Raw genomic sequence first — 22,066 nt, forward strand, 5'->3', positions numbered from 1 at the left:
GGTCTAATAACTAATTGCTCATTTTAGCGGGAAATTCAATCATAAATCTTGTGCCTTTATTTACTTGACTTGTGCAGCTAATTGTGCCTTTTAGCTTTTGAGTAACAAGGTTATAAATAATGTGCAGTCCCAATCCCGTGCCTCCCTGACCTCTTTTGGTGGTAAAAAATGGTTCAAAAATTTTACTAAGATTTTCTGGGTCAATTCCTTTGCCGTTATCGGCATATTCAAATATTAGCCGATCGCCCTCTAGTTTGAAATCAAAAGCCAGAACTCCTTCGTCTTCTACATCGTAGGCGTGAATTAGCGAATTCAACACCAGATTTGTCACAATTTGACACACTACGCCGGGATAACTGTCCACTACAATATTTTCATCACACTTAATCTCTATTTTGTGCTTAGTTCTTTTGAGTTTGGCACTTAAGGATGTCAAAATTTCCTCTAGATAGTTTTTAACATTAAACGTGCGTTTTAACTCGCTTGACTGATCCACAGCTACTTCTTTAAAACTGTGAATCAAGTCGGCTGCCCGCGTGAGGTTAGATAAGATCATATTACTGCTTTGCACGGCGGTATCCAGAAACTTTTCTAACTCGGAACGTTTTATTTGGCCGTTACTGTAAACCTCAAAAAACTTTGTGGCTTTTTCAGCAAGCAGGGAGGCGGCGGTGATGCCGATGCCGATGGGAGTATTGATTTCGTGGGCAACACCTGCAACCAACCCTCCTAGGGCAGCCATTTTTTCCGATTCTACCAGTTTATTTTGAGCCGATTTTAAGTCTTCTAAAGTTTGGGAAAGTTCGGAGGTACGCTGCTGTACTAAATTTTCGAGATTCTGATTAAATTGGTGCAAGTTGGCGTAAAGTTGGGCATTTTCGATGGAGATAGAAATTTGAGAAGACAGCAGTTTTAATATTTCTAACCTGTCTTGTGTAAAAGCGCCTGTAGTCAGATTGTTTTCTAAATATAGAATGCCAGTGAGTTGGCCTTGATTAATTAACGGAGTGCAAAGAATTGATTTAGGTTGAACTGCCATTATATAGGGTGTGCGAGTAAATTGTCCTTCGCGGCTGGCATCGTTTAAAACTATACTTTCCTGGGTGCGGGCGACGTAATTGACAACTGCAACTGCCAGCAAAGTTACTTCTCGATCGTCGGGTACAAAATCTATCGGAATTGATTGCATGACAGCAACGCGATCGACATCTACAGATCCTGATGCTTCAATCACCCATTTACCCTCTCTTTCTAGTATTAAGAAGCCTCTTTGCCCCCCAGCATTTTCAATAACAATTTTCATCATTTTTGCCAGCAGTTTGTCTAGAACTATTTCGCCGGCTAAGGTTTGCGAGGCTTTAACTGCTGTGGTCAAGTCTAGCACGCCTGCACTGTCGTTCGTAGTGGAAGCGCTGCTGGTAGATTTGTGAGTTTCAATATTAGTTGAAACCGAGCCTGAAGTTAGCAAGTGCGAGTATTTGGATTCTAAATGCGCTGCTTTAGCTGTTGCTCCCCAGCGCTGATAGCAATAACGCGCTTCTGTCAAGTAAGTTTTAGAATTTTTTTCTCGTCCTATGGATAGATAAAATGCTCCTGCCAATTCTGCTGCTAGTGCTTGTACTTGTATGTACCCGTTTTCTTGAGCTCCTTCAATTGCGCGATCGTAATATTCCATTGCTCTCACAACATTTCCCAAAACACGAGCTTTTTCTGCCGTAAGTAAGTCGCATTTGTGCTGAAGATTCATGGGCGCATAAAGCGCTTTTTGTTGCAGTTTTTTCCGGTTACTGACAGCGTAAAAAATATGCTCTTCTTGTTCCTCCTCTGTTGCAGATGGATAGGCAGCTAGGCGGGCTAGAGAATCGTAAAACTGGTATTCAGAAACATTAATAAATCCTGCAACTCCGTCTAAATATACTTCGGCTTGCGCTGAACTTTCTAGTGCTGTAGCGGTATCTCCAAATAAATATGCTAGTATTAATTTTTGCAAATAAAAGTGCTGTAGTCCCACCCGATCGTTAGCTTTCAACAGCAGCGACAACAATTTTTCTTCGCTGTATGCTTCACCTAATACAAAGTGTGGACTTTCCAATTTCCCCATCAATTGCAAAATAGTTTGCCGATATATTTGATTCCAAGTCAATACAGTTTCTTGCTTGAGTTGAAACAGCAAATGGTTGTAACTTACCATTCTCCGTTCCAGTTGGGACAATTCTTGACCGATGAAATACAAAGACTGACAAATATTTACGGCTGAATATCCGACACTTTCTAAATCCCCATTTTCTAGCGCGCTTTGATAGGCGTCTTCTAATAGCGGCAAAGAGTCTTTAACGTGATGCTTGCCGTTCATCAAAATGAATGCTACTAAATTAAGCGTTTTGCTTTTGAATTCTAACGCATTTAATCTCTCGCTCAAATTTAAAGCTAATTGACCGAAGCGATCGCCAGATTCAATATCTCTAACTATTCCTTTTAAAATTGCTCCGTAATTAGCATAACCGAAGGCTGAAAAAGTAGAGTTTCCGTAATTAATAGATAAATTAACTTGCTCGCACACAATCAGTGGCAGCAGCACAGGTTCAACTATAAATGTAGCTGAAAACATACTGGAAAGCACGCGCATAGTTGCTAACTTGTGCGGATTTGTCATAATCGGCAAGTCAATTAAATCTTCTATATTTTTTTCTGTTAAATAAGCTGCCGTTTTAGCCATTGCTTGCTGAATGTGGAGGGGAATCGGCGATTCGGGAAAGTTGATTCCTAACATTTTTAGTGCTTCTCGACCAATTTTTACCGATTCTTGGAGTTTCGTTTGCATCGCACAAGCTATGATTCTGATTTCAAAGACTTTGATTTTGTCTAGTTCATTTTTTGCGTGTTGCAGGACAATTCTCGCCCATTTTTCCATTGGTTCAAAGTCTGTATTTAGGTAAGCAGCTTCTGCTGCTGACTCGTAGAGTGCCAGAGTTAAGTCGTAGTCAGTTTGCCAACTTTCGGGGGGCAGCAGTTCAATACCTGCGGTTAAATATTTGAGGGCAAGTTCGTAAGCTGCACTTGCTTTTGCTTTGCGACCGGCAATTAAATTTAATTGGCATAATTGAAATTGTTCTAATGGGCTGCTGATGATTTCTTTGGCTGAATTTAGTTGGTTTACGGTATCAAAAATATGCTCTTCTAATTGCTCTGGTGGTGCATTTTGCAGTAAAAAATTGCCTATTTTTAGATGAATTTCTTGTTTTTGATAATCGGATATTAAAGCATAAGCTGCTTGCTGCACCCGCTCATGCAAAAATTTGTAAGTTGCGCTAGGAATATCAGACACTGGTAGGGAAAATCCATCGGTAAAATCTCTAGATATTGTGTCTGTTACTTCTGTGCTTGCTGCTAGTGTGATCGGAATTTTGTAGGCGTTATTCACGAGCAAAATCAGACCGGACTGAAGTGCCTCACCGAGGTCTGTTGCTGCGGACGCCAGAGGTTTTTCGGCGAGTGTTGAGAGAATTTTTAAATCAAATTTGTTCCCGATACAAGCGGCTAATTTAAGGAGTTCCTGGGTATTCTCTGAAAGTTTCTGAATGTTATCTATCATTAATTCTACAACATTGTCAGTTATTCCCATTTCTTGTATTTGTTCGATATCCCACTGCCACTCGCCTGTGACATGGCATTTTTTCACAATTTGCTCTGAGATTGGTGGCGCTAAGCCCGACAGGTTAGGTTCAGCTAGCTCGACTACATTATTCGAGGGTGAAAGTTTAAATTGAATCAAACTTTTTGAGTAAAGAAATTTTATTAATTGAGTTAAAAAGAATGGATTTCCAGCGGTTTTTTGCCAAAGCAATTCTGCTAAACTTAGGGATTTTTCGGGGGCGCAGTTCAAAGTATCGGCCACGAATTGGTTGACGCTGCTTATCTCTAAAGGCGAAAGGGCGATCGCCCTCACAGTCCCGCCTGCTTTTTTAATTGCTTCGGCGGTCAGCATTAGGGGATGATTTGCATCTACTTCCTGCTCTCTATAAGCTCCAATTATTAATAAATATTGAGTTCCCAGGTCAGTTGCTAGCAGTTCTATTAACTTGAGAGATGCTGAATCGACCCACTGCAAGTCGTCCAGGAAAATTACTAGGGGATGTTCTTTTTGAGTAAAGACGCGGATGAAGTTTTGAAATACTAAATTAAAGCGATTTTGAGATTCATTTGCTCCTAAATCTGGGACGGGGGGCTGCGGCCCGACAATCAGTTCTACTTCGGGAATAGCTTCAATAATTACTTGGCAGTTGCCGCCGATTGCTTTTAAAATTTTTTGTTTCCATACATGGATTTCTGCGGCATTTTCTGTGAAAATTTGCCGCAACAAATCTTGAAAAGCTTGGAGCAAAAAAGCGTAGGGAATATCGCGTTTAAATTGCTCAAACTTGCTGTCAATAAAATATCCGTTTTCCCGCCGACTCGGCTTGTAAAATTCATATACTAACGACGATTTGCCCACACCTGCTGAACCCGAAATCAGCACGATTTCTGTATTGCCCCGCCTCATCTGCTGGAAGATACTGAGAAGCATATTAACTTCTGCTTCTCGCCCGTAAAATTTTTGGGAAATTTGCAGGTGACTTGACTGATCTTGCTCGCCGAGGGTTATGTGGGAAATTTCGCCTGTAGTTTGCAGTTGAACGAGACAATTTTCCAAGTCGTACAAAAGTCCGAAAGCACTTTGATACCTGTCTTCGGCTGTTTTTGCTAAGAGTTTTATGACGATATCGGAAACGACTTGAGGAATCTCCTTGCTTCCTACTTGATTGATTCTGCCTTCGATGCTTTTGCTTTCTACTTTTTGCTTTCTGTTTTCACAAGGAGAAACTGGCGTTTTGGCAATATGGCAGTGTACTAATTCCATAGGATCGATCGCCTGAAAAGGCAATTCGCCACAAAGCATCTCATAAAAGGTGACGCCTAAAGAATAAAAATCGGTGCGATAGTCGATCGCCCGATTCATCCGTCCCGTTTGTTCAGGAGACATATAGGCGAGAGTGCCTTCGAGTAAATGGGGATGGCTGGGGGCGGGGTTTTCGCCCGGTAGCAGGGAGGCGATCGCAAAATCAGCAATCTTAACATCTCCTGTCTCGATATTGACAATAATATTGCTGGGTTTAATATCCTTATGGATGATGTGGTGTTCGTGGAGTTGCCCAATAGTTTCTGCTAATTTGATGCCAATATGAAGAAATTGTGGTAACTCTAGCTGCTTGTTGCTGAGAAAGTCTTTTAGGGAAATACCACCAAAATCTTCTAAAACTAAAACCGGAAAGTGATTGTATGTTTCTATTTTGTAAAGCTTGACTATTCCGGGGGAATTCAAATTTTTAAGAATTTCGGATTCGTGCAGCAGTTGGGATATTTGGGCTGGGTTAGGGTATGGTGCCGTGAGAGTTTTGAGGATAACGGGTTTTTGTTCCTCAAGCTGCATACCTCGATAAATAACTGTGTGAGAGTTTGTATAAAGTTCTTCGTCAATGCGGTATCCAGGGATAGAAATCATGATATATGGGGGTTATTTCAAAGAGGCGGTTACACAATTTTAGATTTTCGATTTGAGATTGGGAATGATTGATGATATAAGGGTTTGGTTCGCGGGCTTAGAATTACATTATTTTTGACCACAAGTATTATTAAGTAAGTGAAAATACACATCACCGGTCGAGTGCGGTTTTTACGGCAGTAAACTGGCTACTATTATATAGCTTAGCTAAATCCATCCCTAAAGAGTCCTCCTAAATACTTTTTTTGTCGCTTATTTAGTTATCTATATTTTAGTATTCAAAAAATCAGAAGTTGCACTTTGCTATCCCACCAGTGCCAAAATAAACGGGTGCGTGCAAATCAACAGCTAAAATCTAAAAAAATCATGCAGAATATAACTGCCTCAAATCCAGCTAATGCGACCGATCGCGCTTTTGGCACCGCAGACATTCAATTGCTGGTAGTGGATATAGACGGCACGATCGCAGGTTTGTCAAATACCATCCGAGAACCAGTCAAGCAGGCAATTTTGGCGGCTGAGTCGCGGGGAGTGAAAGTGGCCGTCGCTACGGGCAGGATGTACCGATCAGCTTTGCGTTTTCACCGCGACATCGGCTCAACATTGCCACTGATTTGCTACCAGGGCGCGTGGATTCAAGATCACGCGACTCAAAAGCGGCTGCGGCACTTGCCGCTGTCGAAACAAACTGCTCTGCAACTGTTAGATTATTTTGAAGAACCGCATTTGCGACCCCTGCTTTCGATCCATTTCTACATTGACGACCAACTTTACGTGCCGGAAATTACCGCAGCTACCCGAATTTATGCCGAAAGATCGGGCATTGAACCAATGGTGATTAAAGATTTGCGGCGAGATCTTCCGGGGGAACCGACGAAAGTTTTGGCATTGTGCGAGAATCCGGGGGTACTCGACGGCTTGCTCAGCAGTATGCGACTGCGCTACACGCCTGCGGAGCTTTATTTGACTCGATCCGTTGCTACTTTTTTTGAGGCTACGCATCCTGTGGCGAATAAGGGAGATGCGGTGCAGTATTTAGCGGAGGAACTTTTGGGTTTGCAGGCGGCGAATGTGATGGCGATCGGCGACAATTTTAATGATGTGGAAATGATTGCCTATGCGGGTGTGGGCGTGGCGATGGGCAATGCTCCTGATGGCGTGAAGGCTGCTGCTAATTGGGTGGCGCCGGATGTGGAGGAAGATGGGGTGGCGGCTGCGATCGAACAATTTGTTTTGGGCGATCGTTGATATTTGTAGCACCAATACCGCAGGGGCGGGTTTGCCAACATCTGGATAAAATCTAGAGCGACCCGCCCCGACCCAGCGACAATTTATTATTATATAACTGTCTAGTTTTGACTTCTATGCAATCAAATTTTGATGATCTAAAAAGATCCACATTTTCGGATTTTTCCCGATCGAGTGGAGTCAATTACTTTTTTTGCAAGATCAGAATATTTATTTAACGAACCGCGAAGACGCTAAGAACGCGAATGAAGAATGGAAGAAAGCGGGGCGGGCTTACCGATCTTCTGGATGTGAATTAGAGATAATTTAAAACTCTTAAAAATGCCTTGCAACAGAAAAAGCACCGACGACTGGCCGTGTTTCGTCTCGGTGCTTCTTCTGGTTCGCTCCTCACACGTCCATCAATATAGCTGACTCAGTAAATTGTGTCAATACTTTTTCCAAAAATTGTTTTTTGAGTCGGCTGCTGCGGGGGTGTCGGTGCGGTGGAGCGAGGCCAAACTATTGCAATGCAAGGGTTTGACTCGATCGCCCAAGGGTTGCCTCGATCGGAAAAATTTTACTTCACTTCCAGCAGCCAGTCCAAAATCAGAGCGTTGACTTCACTGGGCCGCTCGTCGTGGGGACAGTGGCCTGTGTTGGGAATTGAAACAAATTTCACTGGTTTATCGTTGGCGGCCAATTGTTGATAAATCTGGCTGCCGGCGATGGGCGTCCAGGGGTCGTCTGCGCCCCAAAGTACCAATAACGGACGATCGACTTTGGGCAGCAATTCTGACGGTTGAGGGCCTGGAGGGGCTGTGAGAATCGAGGCAAACACTTGTTGAGCTCCGGGCTCGCAGGAGGGGGCGTGGAGGAGTTCTACGAGTTCGTCAGTGATGGCTTCGCGGTTCCCGTAGACTTGGCGCAGGGTGTTGCGGATGCGGTGTTTTTGGCGGATGTTGTTGAAGACAAAGGGGCCGATCAGGGGCGATCGAACTAATTTAGTAAAAGTCCCCATCACTACTCGCAGCGGGAAATTCAGTTCGTCGGGCCGGTGGTTGAGCCCGCCAGCACAGTTGATTAAGACACCGCCTGCTGATATTTCTGGATGGTTGGCGACTACCATCAAACTCAGCAAAGCGCCGATCGAATTCCCGACAAATACCGCCGGTTCCTGTACCAGATCCGCCCAGAAATCAGTCAGCAATTCTTCCCACAATTCCAGAGTGTAATCTAGGGCTGGCTTGGCGGAAGCACCAAATCCCAGCAAGTCCAGCGCAAATACGCGATAGCCGCCGGCCGCTAGTGGGGGGATATTTTGCCGCCAATGTCCGATCGAAGCCCCAAATCCGTGAATCAAGATCAGAGGGCGGCCAGTTCCTTGGACGGTATATTGGATTTTGTGACCTTTCCAAGTCCAAATTAGCTTTTCAAAACTCGTTGCAGATACTAATTGTTGTGCAGTCACGGCTATTATGTAAAGTTTCGTTAACTACTTTCATCATAGCAGCACCATCTCTTTAGGAGCGGGCTAGAAGCAATGCCCCACAAGAACATTATTCCCAATGCCCAATGCCCAATGCCCCATGCCCAATGCCCGATGCCCCATGCCCGATGCCCGATGCCCCCTTTTTACTTTTTTTGTAGCAACCAATAAGTCATCATATTCCCCTTACCTTTTACCGGAATTACACCTCGCCTCTCAAACAAATACTTATCTTTCAAAAGCTCATAAGTAACATCAGTAACTTGAATTCTGCCGGCAAAACCCGTAGCTTCCATCCTCGCCGCTACATTCACCGTATCTCCCCACAAATCATAAGTGAACTTGCTCACACCAATTACTCCCGCAACCACCGGCCCGGAATTGATGCCGACGCGAATTGCCAGTTTTTCCCCTGTCTCGGCGCACAACTTTGCTATTTTTGCCTGCATTCCCAGGGCCATTTGGGCGATCGCCTCGGCGTGATCCTGTCTCGGCGTAGGCAATCCCCCGACTACCATGTAAGCATCGCCAATAGTCTTAATTTTCTCCACACCGTACTTTTCAGCTAACTGGTCGAAGTGCGAAAAAATCACGTTCAAGCGCTTTACCAACTCGGTGGGAGACATTCTAGCAGACAACTCAGTAAAGCCAACAATATCAGCAAATAAAACACTTACTTGGGCAAAACTGTCGGCGATCGTGCTTTGCTCTGCCTTCAAGCGTTCTGCGATTGGTTTGGGCAAAATGTTTAACAGCAACTTCTCGCTTTGTTCTTGTTGAACTTTTAGCGCTTCTTGCGCTAATTTGCGCTCTGTAATGTCAGAAACAGTACCCTCATAGTAGAGCAGCTCACCTTTTGAATCTCGAACAGCCCGAACATTTTCTGAGACCCAAATCCGGCGCCCGTCTTTGCGACATACCATAGATTCAAACCCCGAAACGGCATTTTCAGCATCCATAGCAGCCACAAATTCGAGGCGGCGTTCCGGGTCTACGTACAGTTGCTGAGCAATATTGTTAATCTCCGACATCAGTTCTTCTGGCGAGTCGTAACCGTACAATTTTGCCAAAGCTGGATTAGCGCTGAGATAGCCTCCTGAAGGCGTGCTTTGAAAAATGCCTTCCATCGCATTTTCTACAATGCTGTGATATTTTTCTTGAGCAATACGCAGCAATTCTTCTGCTTGTTTGCGCTGAATCAAAGAACCTAATTGAGTCCCGACCGCATTAAAAACGTCTATAAATCGTGCGTCTTTCCCAGCAGACGAAATTTTAAAGAAAACTAGCACTGCCAATACTTCATTGCCTACCAAAATCGGCACGCCAAAACCAGCTTTGAATCCGAGTTCTAGTGCTATTTTACTTCGGAGAAAATGCGGGTAGCCCTTGGAAATATCTTCTACCCATTCCGGTTGCTTGGATGCCCAAACTCGTCCCGGCAGCCCTATATTCATGGCAAATGTCAGTTGTTCGCTTTGCTTGCGGAACGCATCCATCCTCGCGTTGCTGGCATACCAGCCCCTGGCAGATTGCAGCACAATTCCTTCTGCATCGGGAATCCAAGCTTCTCCTACATCCCATCCGATTGTTTCGCCCACTTGGTGCAGAATTACTTCTAAAGCTGAGTGAAAGTCTACAGCTTCGCCGATCGCCCGCGTAGTTTCCAGCAAAAACCGGATTGATTCTTCAGCCCGCTGCCGTTCTGCGATTTCTTCCTGCAATCTAGAATTGCGATCGTGCAGTTCCCTAGCTTGCAGTTGCAGTTTGGATTGCAGCGAACGAAGGGAAAGTTGGTTTTGGACGCGGGCTAAGACTTCTTCTACTTGAAACGGTTTAGTAATATAATCCACTCCTCCTACTTGAAAAGCTTTAACTTTTTCCAGCACGTCATCTAGCGCACTAATAAAAATTACCGGAATATCTTGAGTTTTTTCGCTTAACTTTAACTGCTCACAAACTTCATACCCGTTCATTTGCGGCATATTAATATCTAGTAAAATTAGATCGGGAGGAGATATTTGTGCCCCTTGCAAAGCCAAGTGTCCGTTAATAGCCTTCCTGACATGATACCCGTAAGATGTCAGCATAGTGGATAAAAGCCGCAAATTATCCGGCATATCGTCAACGATCAGAATGTCTTTAGGAGTCGCTGGTAATGGATGGTCGTTCATCATAATATAATTGAGTTAAATCGATAATGATATCTATCCGAAAATTATCAACTAAATCTGTTAAAGCGTTAGCGAGATTTGCCTCAGTTTCGGGAATTGCCTTGATCAGTTCGAGGATGCGGTTGTCGTCCACACAAAGTGCTGCTCGGTGCAACTCGACCACCCAGTCTGTGGGCATTACACTCAAATCCTCGGTGGTCAAACTTTTAAGCAGCGTCGGTGTTGAAAAAGAAGTAGATAAGTTTTCTTTCTCATAAATATAACGCAGGTTGAGATGATGCGCTATCTTTTCAAAGAGTACCTCTTCCCGAAAAGGTTTACATATCAAATCGTTACAACCAGCAGACAAAATTATTTGCCGCTGCTCGTCAAAAGCACTCGCAGTCAAGGCAATAATTATTGTTTCTTTACCTTCTAGAGTTTTCTTAATCTCTCTTGTCGCTTCATACCCATCCATCACTGGCATCAGCATATCCATTAATATCAAATGCGGCTTCCAAGTTGAATGCAAAGCAATTGCTTCTTGACCGTTAGTTGCTTCCAGGACTTCAAATCCCAGGGGTAATAGCAGCTTAAGCAGCAGTTGGCGATTTTCCGCTACATCTTCAACTATTAATATCCGATAAGTGTCTTGTCCGGCTTCTAAAGCAATAACTTGTTTAATCGGCGGTTTTTCTTGTTCATCACTTTCTGTTACTAAGTTAACCCAGATATTAAAGCTGAAAGTTGTGCCTTGATCGAGTTTACTTTCAACAGCAATATCACCTCCCATAATTCGCACAAACTGTTGGCTGATCGGCAACCCCAGACCAGTTCCCTGCATGGATTTTCGACCTGTTTCGGTTTGTAAAAATGGCTTAAATAATGTGGAAATTTCTGAGGGAGAAATGCCGGGTCCCGTGTCGGCAATTTCAAAATACAATTGGTATTTTTTTTCTCCTGTGGCGTCTTTTTCAGCTTGGCTGCTGACGCGCAAAGTAACGGTTCCCTGCTGAGTAAACTTAATCGCATTGCCGACCAGGTTAATTAAAACTTGCCGCAATTTAGCTTCATCTGTTTGAATGTACTGCGGCAAATCATCGGCATTTTCAAAGATTAGGTGCAAACCTTTTGAGTTGGCTTTTAGTTGCAGCATTTCTTTGAGACTGTTGAGAAGGTTGTAGAGATTGAAGCGGCTGGGATTGATAGTAATTTGACCTGCTTCTATTTTGGACATTGACAAAACATCATTGATGAGTTCTAGCAAATGTTCGCCACTGCGGTTAATAATTTCTATGTATTCTTTTTGTTCTGCCGTGATAGAACTGTTGCGGGCCATGACTTGGGAAAAACCGAGAATGGCGTTGAGAGGTGTGCGGAGTTCGTGGCTCATGGAAGCTAGAAATTGGCTTTTGGCGCGGTTGGCCACTTCCGCGTTTTCTTTGGATTTCATCAGTTCTATGGACTGCCTTTGAGTGCGGGCGAGCAATTCCGCTTGCTGTAATGCTACTCCTAGCTGAGTACCTACATCAACTGCAACGTTGATTTCAGCTTCACTCCACTGGCGCGGAGCAGAATTTTGATAGGATGCAAGTAATCCCCAGAGCTTTTTGCCGGAAAAAATTGGTACAATAATGTAGGATTTAGCTTGAAATCTTTCTAGCAATTCAATATAACAATTATCGAAACCTTGCTTGTAAATATCTGGGACACAAAGGTAAGTTGTACCTCGGCTGTAGGCTCCGCCTTGGGTTTGTTGCAAATAGGTATCGCGTACTTCTTGTGAGGGGCTATCTAATTCTTTGACGACGCAACGGTCGCTGTTTAAAGCGCCTTCAGTAAGGTGAGAATCGATCTCCTGTGATTGGATGAAAGAAACCCACTTGCGGTCAAGGGATTCGGCTACAAATTCGCCACTCCAGTCTGGATTGAAACGGTAAATAGCGACTCGATCGCACTTCATGGTTTGGCGCAATTCTCGGGTTGTGGCGTGAAAAATTTCTCGGATATCTAAAGTTTGCCGCATTCTTTCAATGATGCGGGCGATCGCTCTTTGTCGTAAAGCACTTTCTTGCAGTTCGGTTTCTGCTTGCTTGCGTTCGGTAATATCTACAGCCATTAAAGCAATGCCGATTGCTGTACCGTTATCGTCAATTAGCTGAGTATTGTACCACTCGCAGATGATAATTCTGCCGTCTTTAGTCAGATTTTCGGTAGTGCTGCTGGATTTGGCATTCAAGTCATGATTGAAAATCTCAGATAATTGCGGGTGGTAGCTTTCAGGTACGATCAAATCGGAGGCGACTCGACCAATCGCTTCTTGCTCACTGTAGCCAAAAATAGCCACGGCTGCGGGATTCCAAGTGATAATTTCTAAATTGAGGTTTAACTCGATAATTGCGATCGGCGTTTGCTGCAATAAAAATGAGATTCTGTGTTGGGATGCTAGCAGTTTTTCTTGGGCTAATTTGCGGTCTGTGATGTCATTAGCAGTGCCGAGAATTTGTTTGGGTTTACCATCGCTTGTTCTGAGAAATACTGTATCCCAACTGTGCATCCACCGCCATTCACCGTTTTTGTGTTTCATTCGGTATTGACATTCAATGACCTCACCGTCTTTGGCTTCATCTACTTTGAGGATGCTTTCAAAGAAGTTGGGCAAATCGTCGGAGTGCATCAGAATTGGCATCATTGCTGTACCCATATCTTGTATTTCTTGGGTCGTGTATCCGAGCATCGTCGAAATTTGTCGGTTGGTATAAACATTCCGCTGTTCAATTACATCGTAAACGTACAATAGGTTGGGATTGGAATCGGCGATCGCTTGAATGAAGTGCTGGCTCTCTCTGAGTGCAGATTCTGTTTGTTTGCGAACACTAATATCTCGCGCCACGATAATCACTGAATCTGGAGTCAGCGGAGAAACTTTAGCATCGAGGCAAACTTCGCGCTCTCCGACTTTAAAGCTATATTCAACATTGATGGTTTGCTTCGTTTTTAGAGCTTGTTGGATGGCATTTAATACTAAATCTGCTATAGGTTTTGGCAAGACTTCATGGGCGGTTTTGTTAATCATTTCGCTTGGAGGTTTCACCAAATTTGTTGATGCTGTAGGGGCGATTTTGATGCAGCGCCCTTCTGCATTTCTCACTAAAACTGTGTCAGTCATGGCGGCAAAAATCGCCCGCAATTCTGTTTCCGATTCTTGCAGAGCTTGCTCAGCGCGGACGCGGGTGCGAATTTCTGCTTGCAGCACTTTATTTTGCCGATCGAGCTGCTGAATTCGGTTTTTTTCTCGTTCGATCAGTTTAGCTTGAGCGATAGCGAGCCCTACTTGAGCCGCCACAGCTTCTAATAAGTCGATTTCCTCAGAAGTCCATTCCCGGTAACGATCGCACTGGTGCAAACAGATAGCGCCGTTTGCCCTGCCTTGGTAAGAAGTGCGAATTGCCAGCATCGATTTTAACCCAACCTTCTGGCAAATCGGTTGAACAGCTTGCAACAGAGGGTCTGAATAAACATTGTTGGAGGCGATCGCCAGATCTTGTATCATCATTTGTATGACGTGAGGATTGCCCCAAATTGGAACAGGTACGTTCCGAATAGATTCACACTCCGGTTCGAGATACTCGGCCGCCAGAGGAATATCGACTTGGGGAGTAGTAACGTAAGTATGAATCAAACAGCGATTGACACAGAATGCCAGACCGATTTGAGTGGCAGCTATTTGAAATATTTGTTCTGGCTGCAAGCTTGAGCGAATTTCCTGAGTTATTTTTGCAATCAGCAATTCTCGCTGAACTTGCCGTTCTAAAGCAGCTTTAGCTCCAGCCATTTCTATTTCTGCGTGCTTGCGCTCGGTGATATCAAAAAGTACGCCATACCACACAATATCACCATTATCGCGCATTTCTGGCCGAGAATTAGATTGTAGCCATTTGAGTTTACCCGACGGTGTAATAATCCGCCATTCACAGGCAAAAGGTTCTAAAGTTTTGGCGCTAGTAGCAATTTGTTTTACCAGATATTCGTGGTCATCTGGATGATTTTGATCGAAGCACAAGTCGGAATTTTCTAATATTTCCTCAATCTCTAATTCGTAAATCTCCCGACAAGCATAACTAATATATTCAAACTTAAAACTTCCATCGGGCTTCTTGATAAATTGATAAAGAACTCCCGGTATATTGACCGCCAATTTTTGCAACCGCGCTTTGCTTTCCCGGAGTGATTGTTCTGTTCGCTTGCGAACTTCTACCTCTTGTTGCAGTTGGGCATTTTGCTGTTTTAATTGTTTTGATAGCTGTTGTATAGTCAATTGACTTTCGATCCGCACTAAAACTTCTTCCACTTGAAAAGGCTTAGTAATGTAGTCAACACCGCCGACTTCAAAAGCTTTGACTTTGTGAATAGTTTCATCAAAAACGCTCAAGAAAATAACCGGAATTTCCCTCGTTCTCTCGTTGGATTTCAGTCTCGCACAGACTTCGTATCCGTTCATTTTGGGCATGGCAATATCTAGCAAAATTAAATCCGGGAGAACGGTTAAATTCGCATTAACCGCCATTTCTCCCGAAATCGCCCGTTGAACTTTATACCCTTCTTTCGTCAATATGTTTGATATAAACCGCAGGTTGTGGGGCTGATCATCAATAATTAAAATGTGAATACTTTCTTTGTCAAATATCATTTTTTGTCGGGTTATTGTGATTTTTTTAGTGCTAGCAGCAGATTGATGATTTAATAAATTTAGCGATTACGTCCGATCGTCATTATTTATTAAACATATTCAAACTCAGCAAATAGAGGATTAACTTTAGATATTAGCCATCAACTAACGCACCTTCTATTTTTTTTAATTATTGCTTGCTTCTCTTAAGTTATCCATTCAAATTAACCGTACTTAACCACATTTTATTGTCAAAACAAATCGCCTTATTTGCGGTACAAATTAAGTGTGCAAAAAAACAATCCTCGCTTAGGCACTCCATACCAAAGCAACCGGGTTTTTTAACTTTGTTCAAGGGCTGCGACAAAGTATTTTCGTACAACCCGGTTGAGGCGCCCAGGACACTTTTTTGCTTGACTTTGGCATTAAAAGTCCTAGGAGGATAACGCAAGTTTCTGGACATTCTACTGCCACATTCAAAGGGTTTTAGCAGAGATACACACCTGGACGTACCGCGAGGGGAAGAAACCGTTTTTTTTACTCTTGTCGCTGCAAGAAAATAGGGCTGTGAAAAACCTCGGTTTCGACGCACCCGCCCATCAGTCTTAAGATATTTATAGGTGACTAAGAGTATATAGCAATCCACCCCGCACCCAAAGCCTACCATATAAACTATTTTCTCTGTTTTTTCTAAGCCAGCAATTCCTTAAGTTTAGCAATATTTTCATTGCTCAAGTAAATTTTAATTTCTAGTTCTTGGTCAGATTCCCACAGCAGCAGCAGATTATCTTCGCCCAAGGCGATTTCGGGATTGTTTAATTCAAGTGTTTGATATTTAACTTCGGGAATTCCTACGCGAATTACCAGTTCCGCTTCCAACTGAGGATAGATGTACAATTGCTGTTGCAAGTTGTCAAGTTCTAATTTGCCAACAGTATTGTTACGTTGGACAGGAGAATCGGGTTTGTACCAATAGAGTGTTTCCTCCCGAATTTCGGGATTGACTATCACAAATGTTTCGTCAAAACGCTGGGGGTGCCAGTGAATTTCGCTCAGACCGCCGATTTGCGGAATCAGTCGCTGTACCCAGCTAATTTCTTTGCCGTTCAGGTTTGCCCACCACTGACTAATATTATCGAGATTGTCAGCATTTTCGGGGTCGGTGCTGCCGGACTGCCAGACTGTTTTTAGTTGTTGCATATACAAGTTCTCCAGCGAATTTAAATTTGAGATTGCAGGCGTTCAATTGGAGATTCATTCGTTATACAATAATTTTAATGGACTTACCAATTATTTACCACGAAGATTACGTTGCACCCCTGCCACCGGATCACCGCTTCCCGATGGCAAAGTTTCGGATGCTTTACGAGATGCTGCTCGCGGACGGGGTAGCAGATAAATCGCAATTTCACGTTCCCGAACTTCCCCCTCAAGAATGGATTGAATTAGTCCACGACCACTCCTATGTTCAAGCTTACTGCAACGGGACGCTCGATAACAAAGCGACTCGGCGAATTGGTCTGCCTTGGAGTCGGGCCCTTGCTAATCGCACTTGCACTGCAGTTGCAGGAACTGTACTAACTGCAAAGCTCGCTTTAGACTATGGTTTGGCTTGCAATACTGCGGGCGGAACTCATCACGCTTTCCCTGCTTTTGGGTCAGGTTTTTGTATTTTTAATGATTTGGCGATCGCCTCTCGCGTCTTACAAAAAAATGGTTTAGTTCGCAAAGTTTTAATTGTCGATTTAGATGTCCACCAAGGAGACGGAACCGCCGTAATATTCCAAGATGACAGTAGCGTTTTTACTTTCTCGATGCACTGCGAAGTCAATTTTCCCGGCACTAAACAAAAGGGCGATTTAGATGTACCTTTGCCTGTGGGTATGGAGGACGACGAATATTTACAAACATTGGATAAATTCTTACCAGATTTGCTTTCAAATGTCAAGCCAGATTTAGTTTTGTACGATGCCGGAGTAGACCCTCATCACGGTGACAAACTGGGAAAATTAGCTTTAACTGATACGGGCTTATTTCGCCGGGAAATGCAAGTTTTGACGGCGTGTTTGGCTGGCGGCTATCCCGTTGCCTGCGTGATTGGCGGGGGCTATTCCGATGACGCTAAGGGGTTAGTTTACCGCCATTCGCTGCTGCACCGAGCCGCCAGTCAAGCTTACAGGCAGTATCGACTTTGATCCAGAGCGACGATACTTCCGAAATATGGCCGAAAAAACAGTCTCCCTCACCCAAACAAATAAAAATACTATTAGCGATCGCTCCAGCTTGCCAGATGGGTACAACTTGAGCTAAAAAGTTGTTAAACAAACAACGGTACTTATGTCGAAGGCCAGCGAGTCCAATCACCCCTATCCACTGCTGGTTGTCATTGTTAACTACCGAACCTCTAGTTTGACAATTGACTGCTTGCGCTCTCTAGTTACCGAAGTCCAATCGCTGCCCGGTATGCGAGTTGTAGTTGGCGACAATGCTTCAGGCGATCGCTCAGTCGAAGAAATTAGTAGTGCGATCGCCTCTGAAGGCTGGAATGAATGGGCATCCTTCGTTCCCCTAGACCGCAACGGCGGATTTGCCTTCGGAAACAACGCCCTGATCCGTCCCGCCCTCCAATCCCCCAATCCTCCCCCTTACTTCCTGCTGCTCAACCCAGACACCATAGTTCGCCCCGGTGCCTTAAAAGCCCTCGTCGATTTCATGGACACTCATCCCGAAGCCGGCATCGCAGGCAGCCGCTTGGAAGACCCCGACGGCACTCCCCAGGAGTCAGCTTTTCGGTTTCACAACATCTTGACGGAACTCGATTTTGGTTGGCGGACAGGCTTTATATCCAAATTATTAGCCAACTGGGCCGCAGCGCCTCCCATTTCCCAAGAAACCTGTCAAACTGATTGGGTAGCTGGAGCCAGCATGATCGTCCGTCGCGAAGTATTTGAAAAGATTGGCTTGATGGATGAAGCTTATTTCATGTACTGCGAAGAAATGGACTTTTGTCTGCAAGCGAACAAAGCTGGCTGGAGTTGCTGGTACGTACCCGAAAGTCGCGTTGTCCACTTAGTCGGCCAAAGCTCAGGCGTCACTGACACCAAAAAGCCCGCAAAGCGGCTGCCTACCTATTGGTTTGATTCCCGGCGTAGGTACTTTATCAAAAACTACGGCTTGGTTTACACAGCATTAACTGATGTATCCTGGGCTTCGGGTTTTGCAGCCTGGAGGGTGCGCCGCGTACTTCAAGGCAAACCCGATCGCGATCCACCACAATTGCTGAGGGATTTTGTATTAAATAGTGTATTTTTTAAGGGGGCTAAGATTGAAAAATCCAAAAACTTTTAAAGGGAGTTGGTAAATCGGTCAAAGCCAACTAAACCAGGTTAACCTAGGCAAGCAAAATATTTTATGCTGCTGCAGAGAAATTAGTATTCTCGATCGGTAAAACCGGATTGCTCTTTCCTCAAAAACCTGATAGACCGATTAATATCGTCGGCATCTAGCAATAGAGTAAACCAGAAATAGTGTGAATTATATCTTATGGTCACTGAGCAAAACTTAATCACCAGTGAAAATCAAGTAGAAAACCCCGGCCTGGGACTGTGGCAGCAAATTAAAGAAGACTGGATTGCTCATGGTCGAGATTGGACAAAACCGGGATTTCGCGCCGTAGCAGTGCAGCGTTTTGGGGTCTGGAGAATGCAGGTAGAACCGAAATTACTGCGAGCTCCTTTGAGCATTATTTATCGAGCACTCTACCGAAAAGTCCGCAATAGTTACGGGATAGACTTGCCTTACACTGTGAAGCTCGGTCGTCGCGTGGTGATTGAACATCAAAACGCTATTATTATTCACGGATATTGTAAAATTGGCGACGACTGCATTATCCGGCAAGGTGTAACGTTGGGAAACCGTTATTTGGACAAACCGCTAGAATCCCCTCAATTGGGCGATCGGGTTAACGTCGGCGCTGGTGCAAAAATCCTCGGAAAAGTAAACTTGGGAGACGACGTAAATATCGGTGCCAATGCTGTAGTTTTATCAGACATTCCCGCAGGCAAAACAGCAGTAGGTATTCCTGCCAAGATTCTTCAATCTACCAAAAACCAGGAAAATGCTTAGATCAACATTGCAAAAAATTATCCGCCATCTTGCCATGCGTTACGGCAAGTTCCCTGGTCTTTACGTCCAATTCTGTAACCCTTCTTCCAAAGAATACACAGAATTTCTCCGCCGCCACGGCAACTTGTACGCGATCGGCGAAAATTGCAGCATCTGGCCAAATACCGTCTTTGGAGATCCCGCCTACATCCGCATCGGCAACAATGTTCACTTCTCCTCTTGTACCCTGCTAGGCCACGATGGCTCGATCGCCATGCTTGACCGGGCTTACAACGTTAAACTAGAGGCCGTAGGCAAGATAGATATCCGCGACAACGTATTTATCGGCTTTAATGCGATCGTCCTTCGCAACGTCACCATCGGCCCAAATGCGATCGTCGCCGCCGGCGCCGTCGTCACCAAAGATGTCGCCGAGGGCGATATAGTGGCCGGCGTCCCCGCCAGACCGATCGGCCGCGTCGAAGACTTAGTGAAAAAATTGCAAGCCGAAACTCAAAGTCTACCCTGGGCCGATTTGATTAACAGCCGCGAGGGCAGCTTCGACCCCGAAATTGAACCAGAGCTCGTAAAGTTACGAGTGTCGCACTTCTACGGCAACACATCCACTCCAACTGCGCCCCAATTCCAGCAACCTCCCTTGTCAAGTTAGAGATTATTCTTAAGATAAATCGCACAAATAGGCACAATTTTCTACATCATCAAAACACTGCACAAACAATGGTTGAGTCAATCACCAAGTCAATCATTTCTGCTACAGAAGCAGACTGGAGCCGCGAAAAATCTAGCAAGTGGTGGGAACCCAGTCGCCAACTGCTCAAATCTATCCGCCACTATCAAAAGTGGCAGAAGCAGGGTGGAATAGCAGGATATATTTTATGCCGTTGGAACGTTATCCAGCATCGATTTTGGAGCGTGGTAACTGCAACCGACATCCCTTTAAACTGCCAAATACAAGGAGGACTGCTGCTGCCTCATCCTAATGGGATTGTCATTCATCCCAGTGCTTCCATTGGCCCTAACTGTCTGATTCTTCAACAGGTGACAATTGTGGCTGATGTCAAAATCGGCGGTCACGTCGATATCGGTGCAGGAGCGAAAATTATTCGCTCCGTAACGATCGGCGATCATGCTTTGATTGGTGCGAATGCTGTGGTGATTTGTGACGTGCCACCAGGTGCAACTGCAGTCGGAATTCCCGCCAAAATCATAGAAAAAAAGACCCCGAAAGTCTGATAAAAATTATAGAAGTCGCAGAAAAAACAGCAAATTAGCTAGACTTTTATTAAATTACAAGAACTACTCATTACTTGAGTTCAAGAAGTAAAAATTAAAAAAAAGTCGATGGGTTGCCAACAGCTAAAATCTGGGATTTACAAATCAACAAAAACCCCAGGCTTTTAGGCGCGGGAGCGTCCAAAACCTCAAGTTTTCCCCCTCACTTTCCAGCGGGCTTCAATCTTTCGAGTACCAACTCAGCGCGCCTCCGTGCAACTTTTGCCCACGTAATACCATTTTTTTAAAGATGTGATAGACTTGTGTTAAAAGTAAGCTGTCGCGCATTTAATTTGTATATTCAGGGCGGGCGGGACGCCCAACCCCGACTCCCCACAAGACGGGGAATTGTTTTTTAACAAACAATTTAAATGTAGAACAGCTTAAAGGAGAGAATTACAATCTCTGGTCGTCCTCATATAAAGATTACCGAATCTGTAGAAAGTTTGCAAGAAATACTCAAACAACTTGCAAAGAATTCTAGCTTATAACAAAGTCCAAATGCTTTATTTATTTCAGTCTAAACAAGTAGGAACTGTGCGGGAAGTATCTGCTATTTTAGGTAAAATTGAGGCGACTATTCATCGCTGGCTCTTTCAATATAAAAAGGGCGGTCTAGAAAATTTGTTAAAAAATCGCCAGGTTTTTGGTAGCCCAAAAAAGTTCTCAGTTGAAATAGCAGCGACCTTGCAACAAGAGTTGAGAGATTCTCCCAGATTTCATATTTATAAATAAGTTCATCTTTGGCTCTGGTTGATTAAAGGAATAGCCAGTAGTTACCCGGCTGTATGTTTTTTAATTAGAGGGGAATTAAAAAGTAAATTAAAAATTCCCATATCTCGCAGTATTTATCAGAAATGCACGGCAATTAATGAATTTAAAAATAACTTGCATCAACAGATAAAAGCTATACTAGACAAAGCTTCACCTCAAGTAAACAAATATAAAAAAGTCATCTTTTGGTGCAGTGATGAAACGCGGCTAGGACTGCATACAATTCGTCGGCGCCTGACGCTTTCAGGTGTAAAGACCGTCGGGAAGCATCAATAGAAATTTGAGTATTTTTGGCTGTATGGGACAGTATTGAGCGCAAAAGAAATTTTTTTTTGGAGTTTTCGCATTTAGACACAGTTTGTTTTAAAGCCGATTTACAACTTTTGTCAAGACAATATTCTCATGAATTACACATCATTCAAATTGATAACGCATCGGCTCATAAGTTGGACTCATCTGAATTACCAGACAATGTTATTTTACTATTTCATCCTCCGGCTTGTCCGTCCGTAAATCCGACAGAAAGAGTGTGGGAATATCTGAAAGATTTTTTAGCTGGGTCAGTGTTTAGTAATCTTGACGAACTCCGCACAAAAGTCCAGGAAATTTTGGCATCTTTCACCGCTCGTGTCATTGGTTTTCTCACCGGATGGTCTTGGATTTGACATTCTTGATCTCTATCACATCTTTAAAAAATGGTATAAGCTGCATCATAATATTTGAGTTTTTGCATAAAACTTTTCTGTAAGGATTCAGGTAAAAAATAGTGAGAGCGATCGCCGAGAAATATGATAATGTAGTCAGATGAGCGAAAAATCAGA

General features: G+C 43.9%; 13 protein-coding genes. 8 read left to right on the forward strand and 5 right to left on the reverse strand.

Features of this window, described 5'->3' with window-relative positions; translation table 11 throughout:
* Window positions 1–10 precede the first annotated feature (10 nt).
* Window positions 11–5,539: an ATP-binding sensor histidine kinase gene (locus QUA83_RS20050; protein WP_333295336.1), complete on the reverse strand. Its 5,529-nt coding sequence runs from the start codon at window positions 5,537–5,539 to the stop codon at window positions 11–13.
* Window positions 5,540–5,905: 366 nt separating this feature from the next.
* On the opposite strand from QUA83_RS20050, the gene QUA83_RS20055 reads away from it, so the two are divergent.
* Entirely contained in the window at window positions 5,906–6,787 is an 882-nt protein-coding gene (locus tag QUA83_RS20055) for a Cof-type HAD-IIB family hydrolase (protein WP_333295337.1), read from the forward strand.
* A 559-nt stretch (window positions 6,788–7,346) separates the two neighbouring features.
* Here QUA83_RS20055 and QUA83_RS20060 read toward each other — a convergent pair.
* The 4 genes from QUA83_RS20060 to QUA83_RS20075 all read right to left on the reverse strand — a co-directional run bounded on the left by QUA83_RS20060 (window position 7,347) and on the right by QUA83_RS20075 (window position 16,274).
* The gene (locus QUA83_RS20060; RefSeq protein WP_333288951.1) at window positions 7,347–8,237 is read right to left on the reverse strand and encodes an alpha/beta fold hydrolase; all 891 of its coding nucleotides are present in this window, start codon (window positions 8,235–8,237) and stop codon (window positions 7,347–7,349) included.
* Between the two features lie 164 nt (window positions 8,238–8,401).
* Entirely contained in the window at window positions 8,402–10,429 is a 2,028-nt protein-coding gene (locus QUA83_RS20065) for an adenylate/guanylate cyclase domain-containing protein (RefSeq protein ID WP_333295339.1), read from the reverse strand.
* Window positions 10,395–15,095, reverse strand: a complete 4,701-nt coding sequence (locus QUA83_RS20070) for a PAS domain S-box protein (protein ID WP_333295340.1) — start codon at window positions 15,093–15,095, stop codon at window positions 10,395–10,397. Before QUA83_RS20070 ends, QUA83_RS20065 begins: the two co-directional genes overlap by 35 nt.
* A 669-nt stretch (window positions 15,096–15,764) precedes the next feature.
* Window positions 15,765–16,274 (reverse strand): hypothetical protein, encoded by a 510-nt coding sequence (locus QUA83_RS20075; RefSeq protein WP_333295342.1) that lies wholly within the window; start codon window positions 16,272–16,274, stop codon window positions 15,765–15,767.
* Between the two features lie 77 nt (window positions 16,275–16,351).
* On the opposite strand from QUA83_RS20075, the gene QUA83_RS20080 reads away from it, so the two are divergent.
* From QUA83_RS20080 to QUA83_RS20110, 7 genes are all read left to right on the forward strand, one after another.
* On the forward strand, window positions 16,352–17,269 hold the full coding sequence (locus QUA83_RS20080) for a histone deacetylase (protein ID WP_333295343.1): 918 nt from the start codon (window positions 16,352–16,354) through the stop codon (window positions 17,267–17,269).
* Between the two features lie 142 nt (window positions 17,270–17,411).
* Window positions 17,412–18,422, forward strand: coding sequence for a glycosyltransferase family 2 protein (locus QUA83_RS20085; RefSeq protein WP_333295344.1), 1,011 nt, complete (start codon window positions 17,412–17,414; stop codon window positions 18,420–18,422).
* Between the two features lie 195 nt (window positions 18,423–18,617).
* Entirely contained in the window at window positions 18,618–19,199 is a 582-nt protein-coding gene (locus tag QUA83_RS20090; RefSeq protein WP_333295345.1) for a serine acetyltransferase, read from the forward strand.
* Window positions 19,192–19,848: an acyltransferase gene (locus QUA83_RS20095; RefSeq protein WP_333295346.1), complete on the forward strand. Its 657-nt coding sequence runs from the start codon at window positions 19,192–19,194 to the stop codon at window positions 19,846–19,848. Before QUA83_RS20090 ends, QUA83_RS20095 begins: the two co-directional genes overlap by 8 nt.
* A 68-nt stretch (window positions 19,849–19,916) precedes the next feature.
* Complete coding sequence (locus QUA83_RS20100) at window positions 19,917–20,432, forward strand: serine acetyltransferase (RefSeq protein WP_333295347.1); 516 nt, start codon at window positions 19,917–19,919, stop codon at window positions 20,430–20,432.
* A 540-nt stretch (window positions 20,433–20,972) separates the two neighbouring features.
* A complete protein-coding gene (locus QUA83_RS20105) occupies window positions 20,973–21,206 on the forward strand; it encodes a hypothetical protein (RefSeq protein ID WP_333295348.1) in 234 nt (77 codons plus the stop codon).
* A 371-nt stretch (window positions 21,207–21,577) separates the two neighbouring features.
* Window positions 21,578–21,910: a transposase gene (locus tag QUA83_RS20110; protein ID WP_333295350.1), complete on the forward strand. Its 333-nt coding sequence runs from the start codon at window positions 21,578–21,580 to the stop codon at window positions 21,908–21,910.
* Window positions 21,911–22,066: the final 156 nt, after the last annotated feature.

The sequence above is a fragment of the Microcoleus sp. K1-B1 genome, assembly GCF_036704705.1.
Classification (GTDB): domain Bacteria; phylum Cyanobacteriota; class Cyanobacteriia; order Cyanobacteriales; family Microcoleaceae; genus Microcoleus.

What these genes read in the sequence shown, in the direction of transcription:
- QUA83_RS20050 (WP_333295336.1), bottom strand. Translation starts at nt 5,539, where the DNA reads ATGATTTCTATCCCTGGATACCGCATTGACGAAGAACTTTATACAAAC.
- QUA83_RS20055 (WP_333295337.1), top strand. Translation starts at nt 5,906, where the DNA reads ATGCAGAATATAACTGCCTCAAATCCAGCTAATGCGACCGATCGCGCT.
- QUA83_RS20065 (WP_333295339.1), bottom strand. Translation starts at nt 10,429, where the DNA reads ATGATGAACGACCATCCATTACCAGCGACTCCTAAAGACATTCTGATC.
- QUA83_RS20070 (WP_333295340.1), bottom strand. Translation starts at nt 15,095, where the DNA reads ATGATATTTGACAAAGAAAGTATTCACATTTTAATTATTGATGATCAG.
- QUA83_RS20075 (WP_333295342.1), bottom strand. Translation starts at nt 16,274, where the DNA reads ATGCAACAACTAAAAACAGTCTGGCAGTCCGGCAGCACCGACCCCGAA.
- QUA83_RS20080 (WP_333295343.1), top strand. Translation starts at nt 16,352, where the DNA reads ATGGACTTACCAATTATTTACCACGAAGATTACGTTGCACCCCTGCCA.
- QUA83_RS20085 (WP_333295344.1), top strand. Translation starts at nt 17,412, where the DNA reads ATGTCGAAGGCCAGCGAGTCCAATCACCCCTATCCACTGCTGGTTGTC.
- QUA83_RS20090 (WP_333295345.1), top strand. Translation starts at nt 18,618, where the DNA reads ATGGTCACTGAGCAAAACTTAATCACCAGTGAAAATCAAGTAGAAAAC.
- QUA83_RS20095 (WP_333295346.1), top strand. Translation starts at nt 19,192, where the DNA reads ATGCTTAGATCAACATTGCAAAAAATTATCCGCCATCTTGCCATGCGT.
- QUA83_RS20100 (WP_333295347.1), top strand. Translation starts at nt 19,917, where the DNA reads ATGGTTGAGTCAATCACCAAGTCAATCATTTCTGCTACAGAAGCAGAC.
- QUA83_RS20105 (WP_333295348.1), top strand. Translation starts at nt 20,973, where the DNA reads ATGCTTTATTTATTTCAGTCTAAACAAGTAGGAACTGTGCGGGAAGTA.